The 17,742-nt window shown below is 66.8% G+C and carries 17 protein-coding genes; 5 read left to right on the top strand and 12 right to left on the bottom strand.

Features of this window, described 5'->3' with window-relative positions; translation table 11 throughout:
- Positions 1-50 precede the first annotated feature (50 nt).
- The 7 genes from ACX12D_RS02860 to ACX12D_RS02890 all read right to left on the bottom strand — a co-directional run bounded on the left by ACX12D_RS02860 (position 51) and on the right by ACX12D_RS02890 (position 6,160).
- Entirely contained in the window at positions 51-1,298 is a 1,248-nt protein-coding gene (locus tag ACX12D_RS02860; protein ID WP_459372849.1) for a UbiH/UbiF/VisC/COQ6 family ubiquinone biosynthesis hydroxylase, read from the bottom strand.
- On the bottom strand, positions 1,279-1,788 hold the full coding sequence (locus tag ACX12D_RS02865; RefSeq protein WP_459372850.1) for a hypothetical protein: 510 nt from the start codon (positions 1,786-1,788) through the stop codon (positions 1,279-1,281). The genes ACX12D_RS02860 and ACX12D_RS02865 overlap by 20 nt, the downstream gene beginning before the upstream one ends.
- Complete coding sequence (locus tag ACX12D_RS02870) at positions 1,785-3,167, bottom strand: aminopeptidase P N-terminal domain-containing protein (RefSeq protein WP_459372851.1); 1,383 nt, start codon at positions 3,165-3,167, stop codon at positions 1,785-1,787. Before ACX12D_RS02870 ends, ACX12D_RS02865 begins: the two co-directional genes overlap by 4 nt.
- An 81-nt stretch (positions 3,168-3,248) precedes the next feature.
- The gene (gene murU / locus ACX12D_RS02875) at positions 3,249-3,989 is read right to left on the bottom strand and encodes an N-acetylmuramate alpha-1-phosphate uridylyltransferase MurU (protein WP_459372852.1); all 741 of its coding nucleotides are present in this window, start codon (positions 3,987-3,989) and stop codon (positions 3,249-3,251) included.
- Positions 3,990-4,006: 17 nt separating this feature from the next.
- Positions 4,007-4,345, bottom strand: a complete 339-nt coding sequence (locus ACX12D_RS02880) for an AzlD domain-containing protein (protein WP_043343742.1) — start codon at positions 4,343-4,345, stop codon at positions 4,007-4,009.
- The gene (locus tag ACX12D_RS02885; RefSeq protein ID WP_459372853.1) at positions 4,342-5,094 is read right to left on the bottom strand and encodes an AzlC family ABC transporter permease; all 753 of its coding nucleotides are present in this window, start codon (positions 5,092-5,094) and stop codon (positions 4,342-4,344) included. The genes ACX12D_RS02880 and ACX12D_RS02885 overlap by 4 nt, the downstream gene beginning before the upstream one ends.
- Positions 5,095-5,125: 31 nt before the next feature.
- Complete coding sequence (locus tag ACX12D_RS02890; protein ID WP_459372854.1) at positions 5,126-6,160, bottom strand: aminoglycoside phosphotransferase family protein; 1,035 nt, start codon at positions 6,158-6,160, stop codon at positions 5,126-5,128.
- 156 nt (positions 6,161-6,316) lie between these two features.
- On the opposite strand from ACX12D_RS02890, the gene ACX12D_RS02895 reads away from it, so the two are divergent.
- The 5 genes from ACX12D_RS02895 to trpS all read left to right on the top strand — a co-directional run bounded on the left by ACX12D_RS02895 (position 6,317) and on the right by trpS (position 13,310).
- Positions 6,317-8,722 carry an LPS-assembly protein LptD gene (locus ACX12D_RS02895; protein ID WP_459372855.1) on the top strand — a complete coding sequence of 802 codons (2,406 nt, stop codon included), beginning with the start codon at positions 6,317-6,319 and terminating at the stop codon, positions 8,720-8,722.
- 9 nt (positions 8,723-8,731) lie between these two features.
- Entirely contained in the window at positions 8,732-10,222 is a 1,491-nt protein-coding gene (locus ACX12D_RS02900) for a peptidylprolyl isomerase (RefSeq protein WP_459373912.1), read from the top strand.
- Positions 10,223-10,240: 18 nt separating this feature from the next.
- Entirely contained in the window at positions 10,241-11,290 is a 1,050-nt protein-coding gene (gene pdxA / locus ACX12D_RS02905) for a 4-hydroxythreonine-4-phosphate dehydrogenase PdxA (protein WP_459372856.1), read from the top strand.
- A gap of 20 nt (positions 11,291-11,310) precedes the next feature.
- Entirely contained in the window at positions 11,311-12,132 is an 822-nt protein-coding gene (gene rsmA / locus ACX12D_RS02910; RefSeq protein ID WP_441640522.1) for a 16S rRNA (adenine(1518)-N(6)/adenine(1519)-N(6))-dimethyltransferase RsmA, read from the top strand.
- A gap of 155 nt (positions 12,133-12,287) precedes the next feature.
- Positions 12,288-13,310 (top strand): tryptophan--tRNA ligase, encoded by a 1,023-nt coding sequence (gene trpS / locus ACX12D_RS02915; RefSeq protein ID WP_459372857.1) that lies wholly within the window; start codon positions 12,288-12,290, stop codon positions 13,308-13,310.
- Positions 13,311-14,064: 754 nt separating this feature from the next.
- Here trpS and ACX12D_RS02920 read toward each other — a convergent pair.
- The 5 genes from ACX12D_RS02920 to gmhB form a co-directional block, all read right to left on the bottom strand.
- Entirely contained in the window at positions 14,065-14,919 is an 855-nt protein-coding gene (locus tag ACX12D_RS02920; protein ID WP_459373913.1) for a DMT family transporter, read from the bottom strand.
- Between the two features lie 55 nt (positions 14,920-14,974).
- A complete protein-coding gene (gene gloA, locus ACX12D_RS02925) occupies positions 14,975-15,382 on the bottom strand; it encodes a lactoylglutathione lyase (RefSeq protein ID WP_459372858.1) in 408 nt (135 codons plus the stop codon).
- A gap of 116 nt (positions 15,383-15,498) precedes the next feature.
- Positions 15,499-16,383 carry a M48 family metallopeptidase gene (locus ACX12D_RS02930; RefSeq protein WP_459372859.1) on the bottom strand — a complete coding sequence of 295 codons (885 nt, stop codon included), beginning with the start codon at positions 16,381-16,383 and terminating at the stop codon, positions 15,499-15,501.
- Positions 16,380-17,132 (bottom strand): lysophospholipid acyltransferase family protein, encoded by a 753-nt coding sequence (locus ACX12D_RS02935; RefSeq protein WP_459372860.1) that lies wholly within the window; start codon positions 17,130-17,132, stop codon positions 16,380-16,382. The genes ACX12D_RS02930 and ACX12D_RS02935 overlap by 4 nt, the downstream gene beginning before the upstream one ends.
- A gap of 17 nt (positions 17,133-17,149) precedes the next feature.
- Positions 17,150-17,728 carry a D-glycero-beta-D-manno-heptose 1,7-bisphosphate 7-phosphatase gene (gene gmhB, locus ACX12D_RS02940; RefSeq protein WP_043343769.1) on the bottom strand — a complete coding sequence of 193 codons (579 nt, stop codon included), beginning with the start codon at positions 17,726-17,728 and terminating at the stop codon, positions 17,150-17,152.
- Positions 17,729-17,742: the final 14 nt, after the last annotated feature.

Raw genomic sequence — 17,742 nt, forward strand, 5'->3', positions numbered from 1 at the left:
CAATGTTGACGACAGGGCCGCCGGCGGCCCTTGGCGGCCCTTGGCAGCCTTTAGCGGCGCATGCCGTACATCATCTGACGCGCCAGCGTGTCCTTGAGCGGCCCCAGGCAAGCAAGCGCCGCCAGGGTCGCCCCACGCGCGTGGGCAGCGAGCGGGTAGGAAACGCCGAACACGCGCGGCAGCAGGTCGGTCACGCCGATGGTGACGGCCCGATCCAGCTTTTGTTGCGCCGCAAACGCCTGCAAGGCCTGCGGGCTGCAGTCGGCGCGCAGCGCGAGCGCCAGGGCAAAGGCGTCGCGCAGGCCGAGGTTGAGCCCCTGGCCGGCCACCGGATGTAGCGTCTGCGCCGCATTGCCGACCGCCACCACGCGGCCCTGCACGGTGACGGGCGCCGCGTTCAGCCCAAGCGGGAAGGCATGGCGCTTGCCAATGCCGGTGAAGCGGCCCATGCGCGGGCCGAAGGCTTGTTCCAGTTCAGCCAGGAACTCCCCTTCGGACAGCACGAGCCGGCGCGCCGCTTGTTCCGGCGGGCAGCACCAGACCAGGGCGTAGCCGGGCGTGCCGTGCTCTTCATGCGGCAGCAGCGCCAGCGGCCCTTCCTCGGTAAAACGCTCCCAGGCCCAGCCGGGCTGCGGGCGCGAGCAGGCCACGTGGGCCACGATGGCGGTCTGCCCATAGTCGCGCCGGTATTTCTGTCCCTGCGCGCTACGCTCCGCGCGGGTGGACTGCTGGTGGAACAGGCCGCCTTCGGCCTGCACCACCAGGCGCGCGCCGAAGGCGGCCGGCTGCTGGTCATGGTCATGGCCGGAGAGCCGCACCGGGCTGGCAGCAGCCATATCGGGACCAGATTGCTCCAGATGATCGATGCGCGTCTCGTAGATCCGCCGCAGGCGTTCGCCAGCGGGGGCGGGCCTGGCCTGGACGGCCTGGGCCAGCGCCCGCTCGAGTGCCTCGCACAGCTCGCCGTAGCGCACCACATAGCCCAGCGCGGGTACGTCGTAGTCGTGGCTGTGGAGCTTGACGTGGCCGAACCGCCCGCGTTGCGACACATGGATATGCTCGATCGGGGTGACAGCGCGGGGCCACGCGCCGATCTGCTCGAGCAGCTGGCGGCTGCCGTACGACAGCGCGATGGCGCGCGGATCGCGGGACGCGCGCGCCGGCGTGGCGGCATCGATCAAGGTCAGGCGCCATGGGCTCTTGCGCAGCAGCAGGCAGGCTAGCGCGAGGCCTACCGGCCCTGCGCCGACGATGGCGATATCCCTGTCCGCAGAGGCTTCAGTGCTTGCCGTGCTCATGCTCGCTGCCTGGCTGGGCGACGGGGTTGCTGTCGTTGCTCGCATTGCCCATGGCGCCGGACTCCGCCGGCTGCGCGCCGCGCTTCCAGCAATTGGCATCGGTGCGGTGCTTGCCCGCCGCCGCGTCGCTCAGGGCGTTGTCCAGCTTCTGCTGGTTGAAGCCGGGAAACGCCTGCAGGCGTTCCACCAGCGCCGCATGATTGGCCGCGTCGAGCGGTACCACGCAGCCCCGGGGCGTGCCGTCGGCCTTGGGGTCTCCCACCAGGATCAGCCAGGCCTTCCCGGCCCATGGCTCGCGGTTCGAAACCCGCACCACCACGCGTTCGATCACGTCCCATTCGAGTTCTTCGCGCTGGCCATCGGGGCGATGCACGACCAGGCGGTCATCATAGAGGTTGATCACGAACGGTTGCGCGGGATCAACAGCGCGCGCGCGGCTGGCCTGCGTGCGCTCGCCGCTCGGAAGTAACTTGCGTAGCCAGCTGATCATCGTGCACCTCCCGCGTCGCGCATCAGCGCCTCGATTTCGTCCGCCTTGACCGGCACGCCGCGCGTCATCAGTTCGCAGCCGCCCTCGGTGACAACCGCATCGTCCTCGATGCGGATGCCGATATGCCAGAAGCGCTCCGGCACTTCCGGTGCCGGGCGCACGTAGATGCCGGGTTCCACCGTCAGCACCATGCCGGGCGCGAGCGGACGCCAGGCGCGTTCGCCCTCGGCCGGCGCCGCGCCGGGCACGCGGTACTCGCCCACGTCATGCACGTCCATGCCCAGCCAGTGGCCGGTGCGGTGCATGTAGAACTGGCGGTAGCTGCCGCTGGCGAGCACTTCGTCCAGGCCGCCGCAACGGTTCGCATCGAGCAGGCCGGTATCCAGCATGCCCTGCGCCAGCACCCGCGTGGCGGCGTCGTGCGGCACGTTGTAGGGCACGCCGGGGCGGGTCTCGGCGATGGCGGCTTCCTGCGCGGCCACCACCAGGTCGTACAGCTCGCGCTGGGCTGGCGAAAAGCGGCCAGAGACGGGGAAGGTGCGGGTGATGTCGGACGCGTAGCCATCGAGCTCGCAGCCGGCGTCGATCAGGCACAGGTCGCCGTCGCGCAGCTCGGCGGGGCCGGCGCGGTAGTGCAGCACGCAGGCATTGGGGCCGGTGGCGACGATCGAGTTGTAAGCGACGCTCTGCGCACCGTGGCGGCGGAATTCGTAGAGCAGCTCGGCTTCCAGGTGGTATTCGCGCAGGCCTTCGCGCGAAGCGCGCATGGCGCGCACATGGGCCTGGGCCGAGATCTCGGCGGCGCGGCGCATGGTGGCGATCTCGCCGGCGTCCTTGAACAAGCGCATCTCGTCGAGGATGGTGCGGATGTCGAGCGCCGTCGATGGCGGGGTCACGCCGGCACGGCCTTGCATGCGCACCGTTTCGAGCCAGCGCCGCACCTGCATGTCGGTGCGGGTGTTGGCGGCCAGCGGGTAGGCCACCACGGCGTGGTTGGCCAGCAGCGAGGGCAGCAGGGCGTCGATGTCCTCGACCGAATGTGCCTCGTCGAAGCCGAAGGCCGCCTGCGCGCCTTCCGGGCCATAGCGGAAGCCATCCCAGATCTCGCGTTCCTCGTGCTTGGGGCGGCAGAACAGGATGCTGCGCTCGGCGCCGCACGCCTGCGCCACCAGGACCAGCACCGCCTCCGGCTCGGTGAAGCCGGTCAGGTAATAGAAATAGCTGTCGTGGCGATAGGGATAGTCGCTATCGCGGTTGCGCATGGCTTCCGGCGCGGTGGGCAGGATCGCCACGCCGCCGCCGGCGGCGCGCAATTGCTGCAGCACGCGGGCGCGCCGGTCGCGACAGGCGAGAAGGAGGGCGGAGTCGGGTGCGGACATGTGTTGGGCCACGTGGATGGGGAATATGGCGATTCTAACGCCGCCGGATTGCCGGCGCGGGCCTGGACTGGCCGGACCCGCTCAGGGCAGGGGTGCGCAAGCGGTGCCGGCCCGCGCTAGCACCGTGGCATCGAGGGCCGCCAGCTGGGCCGGCGTGCCGACGTTCTCCCAGGTGCCGTCGAAGCGCTCTCCGCTGGCCAGCCCGGCCGTCACGGCGGCGCGGTAGTAGGGCGTCATGGCAACCTTCTGGCCGGGCTCGATGGCGGTGAACAGCCGGGTGTCGTACAGGCCGATATTGCCGAAGGTCAGGCTCGGCGCCGTCGCCGTGGGCGTGGGCAACAACAGGCCGTCGGAGCCGAGCGCAAAATCGCCGCCCGGATGGAACGGCGGATTGGGCACCATCACCAGGTGCATGCGCGGCTCGGGCGCACCGGCCATGGCGCGCGCGCGGGGCAGCAGGGCGCTGAAGTCGTAGTCGGTGAAGATGTCGCCGGACACCGCCAGGAAGATCTCGCCACGCTTGGGCGCGGCCGACAACAGCGGCAGCGCCTGGGCGATGCCGCCGGCGGTTTCCAGCGCGCTGGGCTCGGCCGAGTACGCCAGGCGCACGCCGAAGCGGTCGCCATCACCGAGCGCCTGCTCGATCTGCTCGCCAAGCCAGGCGTGGTTGATCACGATGTCCTTGAAGCCAGCGCGCGCCAGCGCCTCGATCTTCCAGACGATCAGCGGCTTGCCGCCCACCGGCAGCAGCGGCTTGGGATGGGCGTCGGTCAGCGGGCGCATGCGCTCGCCGCGCCCGGCTGCAAAAATCATGGCTTTCAATGCAGGGTCTCCGGCGCTTATTTCAGCGCATGGTTCAGCAGGTATGTCAGCGCGATCAGGGTACCCATGCCGCCGGCGATGGTCCAGCCGATGCTGCGCGTCCTGGCGGCAATGACAATGGCCACCAGCCCGGCTACCAGGCGCGCGTTGCCGGGACCGATGTCGACGTGGCCATCGCGCATCAGCAGGTCGGGCGCGATCAACGCCGACAGCATGGCGGCCGGCACGAACTGCAGCGCGGTGCGGAACCACGACGGCAGCCGCACCCGGCCTTCCACGGCAATGAAGGACAGGCGGATCAGGAAGGTGGCGAGGCCGGCGCCGATAAACACCAGCAGCAGGGTGAGCTGGCTCATGCGGCGGGCTCCGTCGCGGCCGGCTTGCGCTGCCTGCGGTCCTTGCCCAGCAGCAGCATGCCTGCGGCAATCCCGCCCAGCGCCGCGACCATCAGGCCAAGCTTGTGCGGCATGCCATGGCAGGCCACCGCCAGCGCCGTGGCCACCAGCGCCGCCGCGGCGTGCGAGCGGTGCTTGATGCCGGGCACGATGATGGCGATGAAGGTGAGCGGCAGGAAGAAATCGAGCGGCCAGTCGCGCGGGATCTGGGCGCCCACCAGCACACCCGCCAGCGTCGAGACCTGCCAGCTGGCCCACAGCGCGAAGCCGGCGCCAAAGAAGAACCAGTGGCGGTAGCGCTTGTGTTCGCTGTCGTCGCTGAGGCGCCGCGTCATGGCGGCGAAGGCCTCGTCGGTCAGCAGGTAGGAGATGAGTGCCTTCCAGCGGCCCGGCAGGTGCGCCAGCGCCGGGGCCATGGTGGCCGAGTACAGCGCATGGCGCAGGTTGACCATGGCGACCGTCACGGCGATCAGCACCGCCGGCGTGCCCGCCGCCCACAGTTGCGTCAGGATCATCTGCGAGGCGCCGCCGAACACGATTGCGCTCATGGCGCAGGCCAGCCACGCGGGCATGCCGGCGTTGACCGCCAGCACGCCATAGATCAGGCCGAATGGCGCCACGCCGAGCAACATCGGCGCTAGCGCCCGCACGCCAGCCCACCACTCGCCGCCGCGGGTGAGCGTGGCCGTGGGATCGCCGCCGGATGTCATGGCTGTGCGCCCGGTATGGCTTGCGCCGGCATCAGAACGTGTAGCTGACCGGGCGTTCGACGCCGTCGAGGGCGTCGAACAGCCGTACCAGCCTGCGCAGCTCGATGTAGCGGCCCGCCACCTGGCGCGCGTACTTGAGCACCAGCGGCAGGTTGGCCAGGTAGCCATCCTTGCCGTCGCGATGGTACAAGCGGGCAAAGATGCCGAGTACCTTGAGGTGGCGCTGCAGGCCCATCCACTCGAAATCCCGGTAGAAGTCGCCAAAATCGGACGCCACCGGCAGCCCGGCCTTGCGCGCGCGCTCCCAGTAGCGGATCAGCCAGTCGAGCTGCTCCTGCTCGTCCCATTCAATATAGGCATCGCGCCACAGCGACACCGCATCATAGGTAATGGGACCGATCACCGCGTCCTGGAAATCCAGGATGCCGGGATTGGCCTCGCCCTCAAGCACCATCAGGTTGCGCGAGTGATAGTCGCGATGCACATACACCTGCGGCTGGGCCAGGTTGTTGGCCAGGAGCGTCTGCATCACTTCGGCCAGCCCGGATTCCTGGTCGGGTGTGAGCGTCACGCCCAGGTGCCGGGCCACGTACCACTGCGGGAACAGGTCGACTTCGCGCTGCAGCAGCGCGTGGTCGTAGGCGGGCAAGGTGCCGGGGCGGGTCGCGAGCTGGATCTTCACGAGCGCGGCGGCGGCATCGCCATACAGGCCGCGCGCGCTGGCCGCGTCCAGCCGCGACAGATACGTGGTGTTGCCCAGGTCGCTGAGCAGCAGGAAGCCTTGCTCGAGGTTTTGCGCCAGTACCTTGGGCACGTTCACGCCGGCGGCGCTGAACAGTTCCGCGACATGGATGAAGGGGCGGCAGTCCTCCTGCGCGGGAGGCGCATCCATCACGATCACGCTCGGATGGTCGGGGTGGCTGGTGCTGGCCCGGAAGTACCTCCGGAAGCTGGCGTCGGCCGATGCGGGGGTACAGGAGTCGGGGTTAACGGACCAGGCCGGACCGAGTCCGGACACCCAGACTTTGAGCTGGTCGAGACGCGGGTCGAGAGGATGTGCTGCCATGCCGGAAAGGGAGAATAGGATGCCCCGTATAATACCCGACCAGACCCGGGCCCCGGGGCGGCTCCCAGGCGGGCCCCCTACAGCCCGACAGCCTGCTTCGGCGGTGGCTGGCGGTTGCTGGGCCGCCGCCGCCGCTCTGACTCATGACCCGCTCGCATGACCGAACTACGACGATCACCGAACCAGAAGGCTAGCAAGACACCGGCACGACTCCCCGGCAGCGCGTTGCGCCCGCTCGTGTTGGCCATGGCCGGCTGGTCGGTGGGTGCGCACGCGCAGGCCGTGAGCTCCACCATTCCCGACCTGCCGGTGGCCGAGCCGGCCGTCGAGGTGGTGCCCGAGGCCCCGCCGGTATCCGGCGAGCTGGTGCCGCGCCTGGCCGAGCCGGGCACGGCCAAGACCAAGACGGCCGAGCCGGGCGACAACCCGCCCACCTTTGTCTCGGGCGACCGCATGACCGGCTATAACCAGCGTGGCGTGGAGCTCGAGGGCAACGCCGAGCTGCGCCGCGATGGCGGCGTGGTCAAGGGCGACAAGCTTACCTACGACCAGGACAGTGACGAGGCTTTTGTCCACGGCAATGCCCGCATCTCCCGCGACGGCTCGCTCTCGGTTGGGCCGGAAGCCCGGCTGCGGGTCGAGGCCAACGAAGGCTACATGCTGTCGCCGGACTACTATTTCCATGAGACCGGCGGCTCCGGCAAGGCCGAGCGCATCGATTTCATCGACAAGAACCTCAGCACGATCAAGCGCGCCACCTACACGACCTGTTCGCCGGATAACGCGGACTGGTATTTCAGCGCGCGCGAGCTCGATATCGACAGCGACCGCCAGGTAGGCACCGCCTATGGCGGCGTGCTGCGCTTTTTCGACGTGCCGATCATGGCGGCGCCGGTGTTCAGTTTCCCGCTCAACAACGAGCGCCGCAGCGGTGTGCTGCCGCCGCTGTTCGGCTATGGCTCGAAATCGGGCGCGGACCTGACGGTGCCGTACTACTTCAATATCGCGCCGAACCGGGATCTGACCTTGTTTCCGCGCTATATGTCGTCACGTGGCTTTCAGCTCGGCAGCGACTTTCGTTACCTGGGGCAGGGCTATTCGGGGCGCATCGGAGGCACTTTCCTGCCCGACGACCAGAAGACCGGCACCAACCGCTGGTCCTATTCGGTCCAGCACTACCAGAACATCGCCCCCGGCCTGAATGCCTACCTTAATGTCAACAAGGTATCGGACGCGCAGTTTCCCAATGACCTGGGCCGCTCGGTAACGCAAGCGACGGTGCTGCAATTCAACCAAGAAGGCGGCGTCACCTACAACTGGCAGGATTTCACCTTACTGGCGCGGGTACAGAAGTTCCAGACTCTTGCACCAAACCAGCCGTCGTATGAGCGGGTGCCTCAGCTCAATGGCAAGTACATCCGCTACGACCTGGGTGGCTTCGATGTGCAGGTCGAGGCCGATTACTCACGCTTCCGCATTCCTCTGGGCACGACGGGTACGCAATTGCCACAGGGTGAACGTGTCTTCATCCAGCCCTCGATCAGCTATCCGATCATCCGGCCAGGCTGGTTCGTCACGCCCAAGGTGACGTTCAATGCCACGCAGTATCAGATGGAGTCGTCCACCAACACCGCCGGCACGCCCAATACGCTGAACCGAGCCCTGCCGACCATGAGCGTGGATTCGGGCATGACGTTCGAGCGCGAGGCACCGACCGTGAGCCGGCTGTTCGGCGTCAATTACGTGCAGACGCTGGAACCACGCCTTTTTTATGTCTACACACCGTTCCGCGACCAGAGCCAGTTCCCACTGTTCGATACGGTGCAGTCGGACTTCGGCTACGGGCAAATCTTCAGCGAGAACCCGTTCACCGGCTACGACCGTATTGCCGACAACAACAAAGTGACGGCCGGCGTGACCACGCGCCTGATCGAAGCGGCGAGTGGTATCGAGCGCTTCCGCGGCACGATCGCGCAGCGTTTCGACCTCACCGGCCAACGGGTGCAGCTCAATGGTACCGATCCGGCCAAGTCAGGCTATTCCGACCTGCTGGCGGCAACGACCATCCAGATGTTCAAGGGCTACTACCTCGACGCCGGGGTGCAGTACAACCCGGACAGCGATCGGGTGATCTACTCGAATATTGCCTTCTCGTGGCGGCCGGAGCAGCGCAAGACGCTGAATATCGGCTATCGGTACCGGCGCCCTACCTCGGTGACGGACAATACCGCTATCGACCAGTTCGAGATTTCGAGCCAGTGGCCGCTGACACAGCGCACCTACGGCATCGGCCGGGTCGCGTTCGACCTGAGTGCCAGCCAACTGGTGGACGCGCTGGCCGGCTTCGAATACGCAGCGGATTGCTGGGTTGGCCGTGTGGTCTACCAGCGCTTCCGCAATACCACGCAGGGCTACACCGGACGCATCTTCTTCCAGGTGGAGTTCCGCGGGTTGTCCAAGATCGGTTCCAATCCGCTGGATGTGCTGCGGCTGAACGTGCCGGGTTATGAGCCCGTCCTCGCCAGGCCTGTTATCCCATCCCAGCTCGACCACTATGAATGACGGACCATGATGAAACGTCAAGAATTCAACGCGCTCTCCTCGATGTCTTCCCGCCTGACCGGCTGGCAAAGCCTGCTGTTGACCGCACTGCTGGCCGCCTTCGCGCTGCCGGCTGCGGCGCAGCTGAAGGCGCCCGGGCAGAAAGCTACCGGCATCTTCATGCCCCAGGCCGGCGACAGCGCTGCCGCCTCGCCGAGCCAGCCGCGCCTGGGTGTGACGCCGCCGGGCACAAGCGCCCAGCGCTCGCAACTGGTGGACGAGGTGGTGGCGATCGTCAACAACAGCGTGATCACGCGGCGCGAGTTGCTGGACCGCGCCGACGAGATCGAATCGCAGCTGCGCCAGGCCAACCGGCCGGTGCCGGCGCGTGCCGAACTGCTGGGCGAAGTGCTCGAGCGGCTGGTGATGGAGCGGGTGCAGACGCAAGCGGCGCAGGATGCCGGCATCAAGGTGACCGACCAGGAAGTCGATCGCGCCATTGAGTCGGTCGCGCAGCAAAACCACATCAATGCGACCGACCTGCGCAGCCAGGTCGAGCGTAGCGGCATGACCTGGACCAAGTACCGCGACGAGCTGCGCAAGCAGGTCCAGGTGATCCGCCTGCGCGAGCGCGAAGTCGACTCCAAGATCCAGGTCTATGACGGCGAGATCGACAACTATCTCGCCGCCCGTGGCGGCCAGGGTGCCGCCGACAGCGGCCCCACCGAATACAACGTGGCCCAGATACTGGTGCGCGTGCCTGAGGATGCCTCCGAAGCGCAGAAGGCCACCTTGCGCGCCAAGGCCGAGGGCCTGCTCAAGCAGGCGCAGGGCGGCGCGGATTTCTCCCAGCTGGCACAGGGCTCCGACGGCCCCGAGGCTGCCCAGGGCGGCTCGCTCGGTTTCCGCGAAATCGGCCGGCTGCCGGCACTGTTTGCCAACGCCGTGCTTGACCTGCAGCCTGGTGGCGTGGCGCCCCAGGTCATCGAGAGCGCCAACGGTTTCCATGTGCTCAAGCTGGTGGCCAAGCGCACCGCGCCGCCGGCAGCGTCGAACCCGGCGGCCAGCAATCACATCACGCAGACCCAGGTGCGCCATATCCTGATCCGCACCGGCCCCAACATGCCGGAGGCCGAGGCACGCCGCCAGCTGGCCACGCTGCGCGACCGGATCACCCACGGCGGCGATTTCGCCGAGGCGGCCAAGCGCTTCTCCCAGGATGGGTCGGCGCAGAACGGCGGCGATCTCGGCTGGGTATCGCCGGGCGAGCTGGTGCCGGAGTTCGAGCAGGCCATGAGCCGCCTGCGCCCGGGCGAGGTGTCCGAGCCCATTGTCACGCAGTTCGGCGTGCATCTGATCCAGGTGCTCAATCGCCGCGAGACCGAGATCACGCCGGAGAAGCAGCGCGACTTTGCCCGCGCGGAGCTTCGCGAGCAGAAGGTGCGCGCGGCGTATGAAGACTGGCAGCGCCAGTTGCGCCAGGCCGCCTACGTGGAATACCGCGTCAACCGCCAGCGCTAACCAGAACGCGTCGCCACCATGTCCAAGCCGCTCACGCTAGCCATCACCACCGGGGAACCCGCCGGCATCGGGCCCGACATAACCGTTGGCGCCTTGCTGCAACTTGCCGGCGAGCATCCGCAGGTGCGTTTTCACGTGCTTGGCGACGCGGGACTGCTGGCGGCGCGCGCCGCCGCGCTGGGCGTCGCGCAAGCCTGGGCGCACCGGCTTGCGGATGGCAGCGTGGTGTGCGACGACATCCCTCTGGCCGTGCCTTGCGATGCTGGCCGGCTGGATGCGCGCAACGGCGGCTACGTGCTCGCCTTGCTCGATGCCGCCATCGATGGCTGCATGGGCGGGACCGACGGCACGCGGCGTTTTGCCGGCATGGTGACCGCGCCCGTGCAGAAGAGCACCATCAACGATGCCGGCGTGCCCTTTACCGGGCACACCGAATACCTGGCCGAGCGCGCTGGCGTGCCGCGCGTAGTGATGATGCTGGCCGGCCCGCAGCCCGCGCATGGCAATGCCATGCTGCGCGTGGCGCTGGCCACTACCCACCTGCCATTGCGCGCGGTGCCCGACGCGCTGACCGTGTCCATGCTGGAAGAAACGCTGGCCATCGTCGACCACGACCTGCGCCGGCATTTCGGCATCGCCCGGCCGCGTATCCTGGTCACCGGCCTGAACCCGCATGCCGGCGAAAGCGGCCATATGGGCCATGAGGAGATCGATGTGATCATTCCCGCGCTGGCCCATGCCGTGGACGCGGGCATCGATGCCCGCGGCCCGTACCCGGCCGACACGTTGTTCCAGCCCCGTCATCTCGATGGGGCCGACTGCGTGCTGGCGATGTACCACGACCAGGGCCTGGCCCCGCTCAAGTACGGCACATTTGGCCACGGCGTGAACATCACGCTGGGGCTGCCTTTTATCCGCACCTCGGTCGACCATGGCACCGCGCTCGACCTGGCCGCAAGTGGCCAGGCCGAGCACGGCAGCATGATCGAGGCGATCCGCAACGCCATCGCCATGGCCGGCCACGCCAACGGCCGGCCCCGCGCCGCGCCGCTGGTGGCAACACGCTGACGCCCGAGCGAGACCTAACTATGCGTTCCAACGTACACCAGGGCCATGTGGCCCGCAAACGATTCGGACAGAACTTCCTGGTCGATGACGGCATCATCCACGGCATCGTCAGTGCCATCGACCCGCAGCACGGCGACACCCTGGTCGAGATCGGCCCCGGCCTCGGCGCGCTGACCCAGCCTCTGCTGGAGCGCCTGCCGCAGATGCAGGTGGTCGAGCTTGACCGCGACCTGGTGGAGCGCTTGCGCCGCCGCTACGGTGAACGGCTGGTGATCCACGCCGGCGACGCGCTGGCCTTCGATTTCGGCAAGCTGTGCGAAGCCGGCAAGCCGCTGCGCATCGTCGGCAACCTGCCCTACAACATCTCCAGCCCGCTGTTGTTCCACCTGGCCGAGTTTGCCGACCAGGTGCGCGACCAGCACTTCATGCTGCAAAAGGAAGTGGTCGAGCGCATGGTGGCCGAGCCAGGCAGCAAGGCCTTCGGGCGGCTGTCGATCATGCTGCAGGTGCGCTATCACATGGAGCATGTGCTCGACGTGCCGCCGGCCTCGTTCAACCCGCCGCCCAAGGTCGACTCCGCCGTGGTGCGCATGATCCCCTGGCCGCGCCAGGCCGATGGCCAGTTGCGCTCTCCGTATCCCGCGTGCAACTTGACGGTGCTGGGCGACGTGGTGGCTGCGGCGTTCTCGCAGCGGCGCAAGGTTCTGCGCAATACACTATCGATGCTGCGCGACCAGGTTGATTTTGAGGCGCTTGGCTTCGACCTGGCGCGGCGCGCCGAGGAAGTCCCCGTGGCCGAGTACGTCGGCCTGGCGCGCCAGCTTGAAACCCCGGCTACATGATGCGCGCGACCGGCTCTCGTTCCCATTGGTGGCGCTGCTGAGCGCAGCGGCACGTCGTCATCCCCTGATTCCGACTCCAGCCGCCGCAGCCCGGTTGGCAGCACTCTGCCTGCGCTGACCGGCACCGCGGCGCTTCTCTTACCCAAGGAAATGCCATGACTAGCGAAACGCAGGCGCCCCAGCGCAAGGTCATCCTCACCGGCGACCGCCCCACCGGCCAGCTTCACCTGGGCCATTACGTTGGCTCGCTCAAGAGCCGCGTGGCGCTGCAGGATACCCACAAGCAGTATCTGTTGCTGGCCGACACCCAGGCCATGACCGACAACGCGCACGATCCGGACAAGGTGCGGCGCAACGTGCTGGAGGTGGCGCTCGACTACCTCGCGGTTGGCATCGACCCGGCCAAGACCACCATCACGGTGCAGTCGCACCTGCCCGCGCTGGCAGAGCTGACCCTGATGTACCTGAACTTCGTCACGGTCGCCCGGCTCGAGCGCAACCCGACCATCAAGGATGAGATCCAGGCGCGCGGCTTCGGCCGCGATATCCCGGCGGGCTTCCTGTGCTACCCGGCTTCGCAAGCAGCCGACATCACCGGCTTCAAGGCCACCGTGGTGCCGGTCGGCGAGGACCAGGCGCCCCTGATCGAGCAGACCAACGAGATCGCGCGCCGAATCAACCACCAGGTTGGCCGCGAAGTGCTGCCGGAAGCCGCCGCGCTGATCCCGCGCTTTGGCCGGCTGCCCGGCGTCGACGGCAAGGCCAAGATGAGCAAGTCGCAAGGCAACGCGATCTCGCTGGCGGCCTCGCCCGAGCAGGTCAAGGAAGCGGTCATGCGCATGTACACCGACGCCAACCACCTCAAGGTGTCCGATCCGGGCCAGGTGGAGGGCAATGTGGTGTTCACCTACCTCGACGCGTTCGACGAGGCGGTCGATGAAGTGGCCGAGTTGAAGGAACATTATCGGCGCGGCGGCTTAGGCGATATGGTGCTCAAGCGCAGGCTGGATGGGGTGCTGCAGGCGCTGCTGGCGCCGATTCGCGAGCGGCGGGAGGAGCTGGCGAAGGATCCGGCCTCTGTGTTTGATATCTTGAAGCAGGGGACGGAGCGGGCTCGCTTGGTGACGCAGGCTACGTTGGATGAAGTGCGTGAGGCGTTGGGAACGTTCCGGTTCTGAGTTTTTTTGAGGGGCGTGGGGTTGCAACTGCTTAGCTGCAACTGCTTAAGTTCGACTTCAAGGGCAAAAGCTTAAAGTCAAAGGCAGTTTCACCACCCCTGCGGGGCGGCGACCTACTTTCTTGTCTCGCCAAGAAAGTAGGCAAAGAAGCGACCCGGATGGGGCGAAAGCCTCCTCGTCGGAAGACAAAAAGAGCGGCCGGGGGCCAAACTCACATCGCCTTAAGGCGATGCTCAAACATGGCCCCCTCGTTTCCGCTCCTTTTGCCTTCCGACGAGGCGCCCCATAACGGGAGATGAAAACCCAGACGGCTCGCTGCGCATCGCGGGCGGGTGATTGCCGCCTGGGGGCGGAAATCACGGCTACACCAAATCGTGTTTTGACCCCCACTGGTTCGGCCGTGTTTCCCGCCTGTGGGCGGGAAACACCCGTGCGCGATGCGTAGCGAGCCGTGAAGGTGTGCCAAGGCCGTATGGGGCGCCTCGGGATTTCACGAAAAGAGCGGAAAAGAGGGACCCATGTCTGAGTATCGCCTTAAGGCGATGCGAGTTTGGGTCCCGGCCGCTCTTTTCGTGAAATCCCGAGGGGTTGTCGCCCCATCCGGCGCGCCTTTTTTGCCTACTTTTTTGGCAAGACAAAAAAGTAGGTCGCCGCCCCGCAGGGGAGGTGAAACTGCAGTTGAATTTGCAGTTAAGCCCTTGAATCTGAATCTGATTTTGCAGTTGCAGTTGCAGTTGCAGCTACATCCCAGCATTTACTCCCGCCGATTCACCAACACAATCCCCCCCAACACCAGCACCGCGGCAATCGCAAACCGCATGCCCACGGTGTCGTGCATCAGCACTACGCCAAACGCCACCCCGAACAGCGGTGTCAAAAACGAAAACACCGACAAGCGCGAAGCCAGGTACTGCCGCAGTAGCCAGAACCACGTCAGGTAGCTGGCGAACGCAATCAGCACGGACTGGTAGAACAGGCTGGCGATCACCATGCCGTCGACGCGCGCATGCAGATGCTGCCCGGCAGCAAGCGCCATGGTCAGCAGCATCACCGCGGACACCGCAAGTTGATAGAGCAGCGTCTTGCTGGGCGCTGCCGAAGCCAGCCGGCTGGCGCGCACCACCACCGTGGTAGCGGCCCAGAGGAAGCCGGCCAGGATCCCGAGCGCATCGCCCAGCAACGTGCTGCCCCCATGCGCGGCCGGCTTGGCGATGCCATCGGCGAAGGCCAGCGCCATGCCGCAGAAGGCCAGCCCGACGCCCAGCCATTGCCCGCGCCGCAGGCGTTCGCCGGCCACGCTCAGATGCAGGCCGAGCGCGGTGAAGATGGGTGCGGTGTAGAGGAACACGGCCATGCGCGAAGCCGTGGTGTGGCCAAGGCCGACAAAAATACAGAAGAATTCGGCGCCGAATAGCAAACCAGCCAGCAAGCCCGCGCCCAGCGTGCCATCGTGCTGCCACAGCGGCGTGCGGCGCCAGGCGGCAAAGCCGAACACCAGTACGGCTGCCACTGCCGAGCGCACGCCGGCCTGCAGCACCGCGCCCATCAGCGGCGCCGTCGCCTTGATGGCCACTTGCTGCAGTCCCCAGGCCAGGCACAGCATCACCATCAGCGTGACGGCCGTGCCGTCGAGCGGGCGCCGGCTTGGCAGTGGCGTGCTCACCTCAAGGACGGCTGGCGTCGCGCGTGGAATGGCGCTCGATCAGTTCGATCTTGTAGCCGTCCGGGTCTTCGACGAAAGCGATCACCGTGGTGCCGCCCTTGACCGGGCCGGCCTCGCGCACGACGTTGCCACCGGCGGCGCGGATGCGCTCGCAGGTGGCCGCCGCGTTATCGGTTTCCAGTGCGATATGGCCGTAGGCGGTGCCCATCTCGTACTTTTCCACGCCATAGTTGTAGGTCAGCTCGAGCACGGCGGTTTCGGATTCCGGGCCGTAGCCGACGAAGGCGAGGCGGTATTTGTATTCGGTGTTGTCGCTCTCGCGCAGCAGCTGCATGCCGAGGATGCGGGTGTAGAAGTCGATCGAGCGTTGCAGGTCGCCGACGCGGAGCATGGTGTGGAGGAGTCGCATTTTGGGAGAGGCCTGATATTGTTTTGGGATAGGTCGATTATTCTAAACGGGATGGAAGCAATCGGTTTGCCTTGGCACAGGTGTGCCATTTCCCCGTTTTAAATCAAAGGCCCAGCCTAGAACGTCGGCAGCAACTCGGGCGGGTGGGCCCGCAATTGCGCGCGGGCATCTCGGAACTCAGGAAAGATCGATGCCACCGTATCCCAGAACCGCGGGCTGTGGTTCATCTCTTTGAGATGCGCCAGCTCATGGGCGGCCACGTAGTCGATCATCGACAGCGGAAAATGCATCAAACGCCAGTTCAGGCGGATCTTGCCGTCGGCGGTGCAACTGCCCCAGCGCGTGGCGGCGGAGGTCAGCGCAAACGCGCTATGCCGCACGCCGAGCTTTTCCGCGTAGATATCGAGCCGCTGTGCCAGCAGGCGTCGTGCCTGGTGTTGCAGCCAGCCTTGCACGCGATCCTTGATCTGCTGCTCGTCGGCATGCACGGGCAGCGCGAGATGAAGAATGCGGGTCTCCGCATCGAACAGCAGCACGCCGGCGGGAGACTCCAGCTGCAGCTTGATGGGCTTGCCCAGGAAGGGCAGGCTGGCGCCGTCGCGCCATTGCACGGTGGGCAGCACGCGGCGGGCTTCGCGGTGCTGCCATTCGCCCAGCTTGTTGAAGATCCAGCGCTGTTTTTCCAGAATGGCCGACTCGATGTCGGCCAGCGTGACCCAGCGCGGCGCCGTGATGGACAGGCCGCGGTCGTCCACGGTGAAGCCGATGGTACGGCGCGACGAGCGTTTGAGCGTGTAGTGCACGGCGCGCTCGCCCACCAGCAGCCGTCGTGCATTGGGCTGCGGCTGGGGCCAGGGCTGCGCCGTCGGGGAGTCGGGCTGCGCCGGCGCCAACCCGCCTGGCACCATGCCGGGCGCCCTGTCTTCGCCTGCAAGGGCGTCGGACAGCGGCAGCTCCATCTGGGAACCGGGGGAGTCGGGGGTCGGGCGCAGCAATTTCATGCGGGCGTTCTGCTCCGGTAGCTCTCGGCGTCGATTCTACGCATATCTTGTTCGATCCACGCCTCAACCTCTTGATTGACCTGGTCGGCCGTCTTGTTGGCCGACGAAATCGGCGCGCCGACGGAGACCGTGATCAGGCCCGGGTACTTGAGGAACGAGTTGCGCGGCCACAGGCGGCCGGAGTTGACCGCCATCGGGATCACCCATGCGCCGGTCTCCACGGCAAGGCGGGCGCCGCCGCTCTTGTAGCGCGTTTTCTCCAGGCCCGACGGTGTGCGCGTGCCTTCCGGGAACATGATGATCCAGGCGCCTTCGGTCAGGCGCTCGCGGCCCTGGCGCACCGCCGAGGCGAAGGCACGGGTGCCTTCCTTGCGGTTGATGTGCACCATCTTGAGCATGCCCAGCGCCCAGCCGAAGAAGGGCACCATCAGCAGTTCGCGCTTGAACACGAAGCACATCGGCTTGGGCATGGTGGCCAGGTAGGCCACGGTTTCCCATGCCGACTGGTGCTTGGACAGCACCACCACCGGCTTGTCGAGCATGGCATCGAAATGCTCACGGCCCTCATAGCGGTAGCGGATGCCGCAGATCAGCGCGGCCGCACCGGTCACCAGCCGCGGCCAGCCGCGCACGAAGCGGTAGCGGCGGTCGGCGTTCATGAACGGAAAGACGATGAAGCACGCGCAGGCATAGGGCGGCGTCAGTACCAGGAGGAACAACGCGAACAGCAAGGAGCGGAGAAAAATCATCGGTACGGGAGTTGGGTTCAGGAGCCGGCCTGGCGCGGGGCGCCATCGCCGGTGAGCAGCCAGCGCGCAAAGGCGCGCAGGTCGTCGTGGATCAGCGTGCCGGGCGGCAGGCCGCCCTTTTTCTCGGTCTTGGGGCCTTTGCCGGTCAGCACCAGGTGCGGGGCGCAGCCTACCGCCAGCCCGGCTTCGAGGTCGCGCAGGGAGTCGCCCACCAGCGGCACGCCCTTGAGCTCGACGCCGAAGCGCTCCGCCAGTTGCTCAAGCATGCCGGGCTTGGGTTTGCGGCAATCGCAGCCGTCCGCCGCCGTATGCGGGCAGAAGAAGACCGCGTCGACGCGCCCGCCCAGGTTGGCCAGCGCCTTGTGCATCTTCTCGTGCATGGCGTTGAGCGCGCTCATCTCGAACAGGCCGCGGCCGATGCCGGACTGGTTGCTGACGATCACCACGCGATAGCCGGCCTGGTTGAGCGCTGCGATCGCTTCCAGGCTGCCATCGATGGGGATCCATTCGTCCGGTGTCTTGATGAACTGGTCGCTGTCGAGGTTGACGACCCCGTCGCGATCGAGCACGACAAGCTTGGGCGGTGTCTGCGGCATGATGGCTTCCCGTT

The sequence above is a fragment of the Cupriavidus sp. PET2-C1 genome (genome assembly GCF_054515855.1).